General features: G+C 39.3%; 4 protein-coding genes. 2 read left to right on the top strand and 2 right to left on the bottom strand.

Annotated features, from left to right (window positions below):
* Positions 1-52 precede the first annotated feature (52 nt).
* A complete protein-coding gene (locus tag Q0L68_RS16240; RefSeq protein ID WP_296705205.1) occupies positions 53-1,471 on the bottom strand; it encodes a hypothetical protein in 1,419 nt (472 codons plus the stop codon).
* Positions 1,472-1,843: 372 nt separating this feature from the next.
* Between Q0L68_RS16240 and Q0L68_RS16235 the strand changes: the two genes are divergently transcribed.
* Together Q0L68_RS16235 and Q0L68_RS16230 are read left to right on the top strand one after the other, a co-directional pair.
* Entirely contained in the window at positions 1,844-4,009 is a 2,166-nt protein-coding gene (locus Q0L68_RS16235; RefSeq protein WP_296705203.1) for a lipoxygenase family protein, read from the top strand.
* A gap of 14 nt (positions 4,010-4,023) precedes the next feature.
* Positions 4,024-4,704: a DUF6624 domain-containing protein gene (locus Q0L68_RS16230; RefSeq protein ID WP_296705202.1), complete on the top strand. Its 681-nt coding sequence runs from the start codon at positions 4,024-4,026 to the stop codon at positions 4,702-4,704.
* Positions 4,705-4,748: 44 nt separating this feature from the next.
* On the opposite strand, the gene Q0L68_RS16225 is transcribed toward Q0L68_RS16230, so the two are convergent.
* Positions 4,749-5,053, bottom strand: a 305-nt coding sequence (locus Q0L68_RS16225; protein WP_296705200.1) for a sulfatase/phosphatase domain-containing protein, incomplete at its 5' end; no start/stop codon positions are given.

Raw genomic sequence — 5,053 nt, 5'->3', positions numbered from 1 at the left:
TATAATTTCTATTCTCTTTAAACGACTGGTAAGGAAGATGTATCATTGCTTGTTAAAACTGAATACTGACAGATATGTTCTTAAGATCCATATACCTTTTTACAGGCATATGAAGATCTATCAATTCCAAATCTTGAAGGAAATTGGCCTGAACTTTTTGAAGTTCGGCACTGGCAAATTTATAATCCACATCTACCAAGTGCGTCACTGTATAATCGTTAAAAAACATTTTCCATTCTAGCGCATACTTGAATACATCTAGTTTTTTCGCCTGATCCTTTGGATTAAAAGTATCTTTTTTACTTGCTGGAGGCGGTACTCGCATCCGGAGTGGCAATCGGTTGATCGGAATAGTGCCATATGAATGGTGGTCTGTGGCATGGGCTACGGAGAGGTCCCACATGATTTTGGCTAAGCAGCCTGAAAGTAAATCTCCTTCCATGATTTTTTCGCCAGAAGGAAACCCTGGAAGCCACTGAGAAATATAGGTTGCCCAAATTTTAATATCCTCAATTTCGTTTGCAGGAATCTTTTTCACCACCTCATCGGTAAACCTCTTAAATGCCTGATAATATTCCATCAAATACACTTGGTAATCAGAATACACTTCAGTCGGGTAAACATCCCATTTAAACTTTGGGTAGGAAGAGTTGCCCTCGATCCCTGCATAACCAGATTCCAGGAGTGTAAGTAAACCTTCCTGGGGGCCACAAAATCCTGTAAATGGGTATTTTTGATCATTATATACTGGCGAACTCGAACTCTCCAATACGGAATCATTCAATGTTAGCGTAAATTGAAAATGGGGATAGAGTAATTTAAATATGGTATTACTAGTGGGAAGCGAAGTCTTGGTAATTGCATTGACTGTATCAAAAGGAAAATGCAAAATAGGATGCGTGGATAGCAATATCCGGTAAGTTGCCCCCATCATGGCATAGTTTTTTGCGAGATACCAAGCATCTCCATCCTCGGGTAAAAGGAGCAACTTTGTTTCAAAAATATAGATGGCATGAAGCTTAAGTCTTGATTCCTCTTTAGCCTTACTCATTAAGGCTACTGTAGAAGCGACATACAATCCTTTGAATGGGACAACATCTTTCATACAGCTAAAATCTGCCACAAAATAGGTGGAATCAGAGTCTTTTTTACTTAGCTGATCCTTAAAAATCTCTTGAAGGTTGTCATCGATATTAGGATTCAAAAATTTAGCCAATGGGGTGGTGTAAATCTGATCACAAAACACCTCATCATCGATGAGTTCCCAAGTTGGATTTTTCCAAGCCATCCAAAGTGCTTTAGGCCAATAGAATAACACATTCCGAATGTATCTAAAGCCAATATTCCAAAACCAAGTCCGTTGTTCATCTTTAGGGATATGTACGACTGCAGGGGCTTCTCCAAATGGATGTGATGGGCTGGGTTGAGGCCAAGGCCCCTTTCGGTCATAGAGAAAATCTGGCTTATTCATGGATAAGATGTTAGGTGGACAACTTTTACTTGTACAGTTCTAAAAAATCAATTTAAACATAGCGATTCGTATATTTCAATCTAGTCTTTATATCATTTCTGTGAAAAAGATAAGGAAAAAAACCTGATGTGACTTAGTTAAAAGATCAATTGAATCCCTGAACTTAGAAAACTAGTTTGTTCTATGGAGCTACCCGATTGGGATTTATAGATTGAAATTAAAAAAACGTTTCCTTAAATCATTCCTCAAAAATGCTATTCTCAACACTTTTATCTATCATCTTGGAGAAATGAAAAACACTTATTACTAATTTATATTTCAAAATTCTGATCATTTTTTTTCTTTAAAAATCCTTGAATAAAACCTTCAGAAATGACCCACCAAGAAATAAAAAAAATAATTAAAGAATGTAGAGAAGAAACCAAAATCGAATTCACAGATAAGGGGAGCTTTTTCTCTCCCCGATTCAAAAGTATTAATCACATTGAAGTAGGAAGATCAAAAATTATTTCAAGTCCAATCACCATTATTTTAGAATTTTTTTATGTGGTGTTTAAAGACTTAAGAAACCTCTTTCAAAAACTTCAACACTTCCTTTTCCCCCGAGGAGAAAAATGTTTTGGTAAAAACCGAAACAGTACCATCAAAGGACGAGTGACTTTTGCGATGAAAAATGGCCATGCTAAGCCTATTCATCACATGAATATTGAGTTCTGGGCCAGAACCTGGCGCTTGCAGTGGAAAAAACTTGGAGAGGGAATCACAGATGACGAGGGATATTATGGCATTGACTACGATCGATCTGTTGCCAAAGGGATTTTCGTACTAAATCTCCGAATGGAAGTCTACCAGACTTCACACATTTATTTCAAAGACGGAAAGTCCACTGCTCATTTCACTTTGTTCGAAAAAAAATGGGTAAGGAAAGACCAGCTTCGATCAGACTCCTTTATGTTGGAAAACTTCAGGCTAGATTACTGGGAATACAGGGCGGATTACCCAGCCCCAAGAGTTCTGATCAAAGACAGGGAAAAAGATGCTCCTCAATACTATTCCCAAGCCAGACAAGATGCCCTAGCCCAGCAATTTATACCCTATGAACTTACGAAGGCAAAGCATTTGGAATTGATATGGCTGAACTCTCACAAAATAAACCTGGGGACCATACAAGATGATTACCCGCTCAATCTTTCCAGATGTATCGAGCAAAAATTACCTGGCTATACTCGCTCGGATTCCTATTTTGGTAATCGTCAGATGAATGGAATGAATAGATCCTCTTTTCTTCCTGACCCTGAAAAAGCCGGGCATTTCCTAGTCAATTATTTTGGTGCTTGCCAATATGAAACCAATGAAATCTATGCCCTTCCTGGAGCACAAATTCAGTTTAAGCTAGACGAAGAGGGCCTTCCCTCACCTGTAAAAATCACATTAACTGGACGATTGACAGCCTTAGAGAAAGACCCTTGGAAAAAAAGGACATTTACACCAGAAGATGGCGAAGCTTGGATGCAAGCAAAGCGAATCGCAAGAGTCACAGGAAGTTTTTCTACCGAAGTAGATGACCATTTTTCAGGAACACATCTCAATACTGAGCAATATGCCATCGCTGCATTTAGAAATCTACGATTAAACCCCATTGCCAACTTATTGCTTCCACATTTGAAAGAAGTGGTATTGATCAATCATACTGCAGACAAAATTTTATTGAAGGATTTTCTCTCGAATGCCACCGCCTTGACTGAAAAAGGCCTTATTTCTCGCACGAAAGATTTGCTAGGAGTGCAAGATTGGAAAGGTTTTAAGCCTATGTCGCCAATCAGCACTGCTCATGAAGTGGCAAAGGCAGATCATTTGTTTTGGAAAATCACCCAGGACTATGTGAACGAGTTTATCGATTCGAATTTGGATGAAATCAAGAACTTTTGGTTGGAAATCTACCGATTCTCAGAAGACCTACTTGAGCATAGCGTGCCGGTTTATTTAGCTGATGTTGACCTAGAAAAACTTAGCCCTGAACTTAAAGATCAATCAAAAGAACGCTTGCACTATTATCAATTCAAATATGGATTTGTTCCAGACTTGAAGCGAGAACGGATCAATGGTGAACTGAAAGCCGTCTCTCCCATCACCACTAATAAAGGAAATGAGGAAATCTCGCAAGAGGATATTCAGAATCTTAAGGACAGCTGTGTGTACATGATCTTTGTAGCAACTTACCTCCACACTTGGATCAACGAGCATCAATATGACGAGCTTGGGGAATTACTTTTCAATGGGGTAGGTCTTCGGTATGGGGATGGAGAAAATGGGCTCATGGCTCCCGAATCTGATTTAAGAATCGCCCCGGCTCCTCAGCAAGCGACGGAAATGCTGTGGTTTGTAAATTTACTTTCCAGAACCGAGTTTGGATTCATCACTAGAAACGAAGAAGGTGATGTCAATCCTGTTTTCTCAAAAATGCTGATGGAAAATAAAGAGGCATTTCTCAAACTGGACGTAGAAGTAGAAAACATCGAATCTCGGACAAACATCTAATTCCAAACAATAACATGAAAATTCCCAATTATTTAATCTTATTCCTGATCATTGTCTCATTCGGAACCGCCTGCCAAACCAAAACGGAAGAAAAGGAAGCCCTTGACTTTAATCAATCGCTGGCAGAAGAACTAAAAGCCATGGCTGAGATCGACCAAATTGCAGCTAATATTCCCCAAGAAGAACATCTGAAATTAACGCCAATACAATGGGAGGCCTTCCAGGACAGTGTGTTCACTACACACCAAACTCGACTGGCAGAAATTTTTGAACAGTATGGATTCGTGGGTTTTGATTTGGCTGGCGAAGAAGGCTCATTTAATTTTTGGTTGATGGTTCAGCATTCTGATCACGATCCAGATTTTCAGACAAAAGTCTTGGGAAAAATGAAAATTGAAGTCGATAACAACAATGCCCAACCAAATAACTATGGCTTGCTTGTGGATCGCGTGAAACTCAACACTGGCGAAAAACAGATTTATGGAACACAGGTCACATATAACCTGGCAATCGGCCAAGCATATCCAAAGTCACTCGAGGATAGTGTCAATGTCAATCGACGAAGAGAATCAATCGGACTTGAGCCGCTCGAGCTTTACCTCAATTCAATGACAGAAATGCATTTCGAAATGAATAAAGAATATTATCTGGAAAAAGGAATTACTTCTCCGAGCCTATACCAAATTAAGGAATAGATTTGGTTAACTCATTTCCTCAAATTTCATTTCCATTCGTTAAACTACTCTATTCGATCGTTCAAATACTCCGCAATTTTCTTCTCCATTTTGCCACGAAGCTCTTTTAAAATTGCCTGATGGGCAGACTCTTTAGCTAGATTATTGATTTCCAATGGATCAGCTTTTAGATCGTACAATTCCTCATGGCTTGGATCATTGATGTAGCGGAAATACTTCCAGCGTTCAGTTCGGATAGCTTCGCTGGGAGCAATGATATCCACTTGCCAAAGGTGCTCGGTCAGGAACTCTTTTCGTTTTGCCAAGTCTTTGGACCGAAGACTAGTACCTTGCCAAGAACTCGGAGATT

Source organism: Algoriphagus sp. (assembly GCF_024642405.1).
GTDB lineage: Bacteria > Bacteroidota > Bacteroidia > Cytophagales > Cyclobacteriaceae > Algoriphagus.
The sequence above is the reverse complement of the archived record's forward strand: the minus strand, read 5'-3'. Positions and strand labels throughout refer to the sequence as shown.

What these genes read in the sequence shown, in the direction of transcription:
- Q0L68_RS16240 (WP_296705205.1), bottom strand. Translation starts at nt 1,471, where the DNA reads ATGAATAAGCCAGATTTTCTCTATGACCGAAAGGGGCCTTGGCCTCAA.
- Q0L68_RS16235 (WP_296705203.1), top strand. Translation starts at nt 1,844, where the DNA reads ATGACCCACCAAGAAATAAAAAAAATAATTAAAGAATGTAGAGAAGAA.
- Q0L68_RS16230 (WP_296705202.1), top strand. Translation starts at nt 4,024, where the DNA reads ATGAAAATTCCCAATTATTTAATCTTATTCCTGATCATTGTCTCATTC.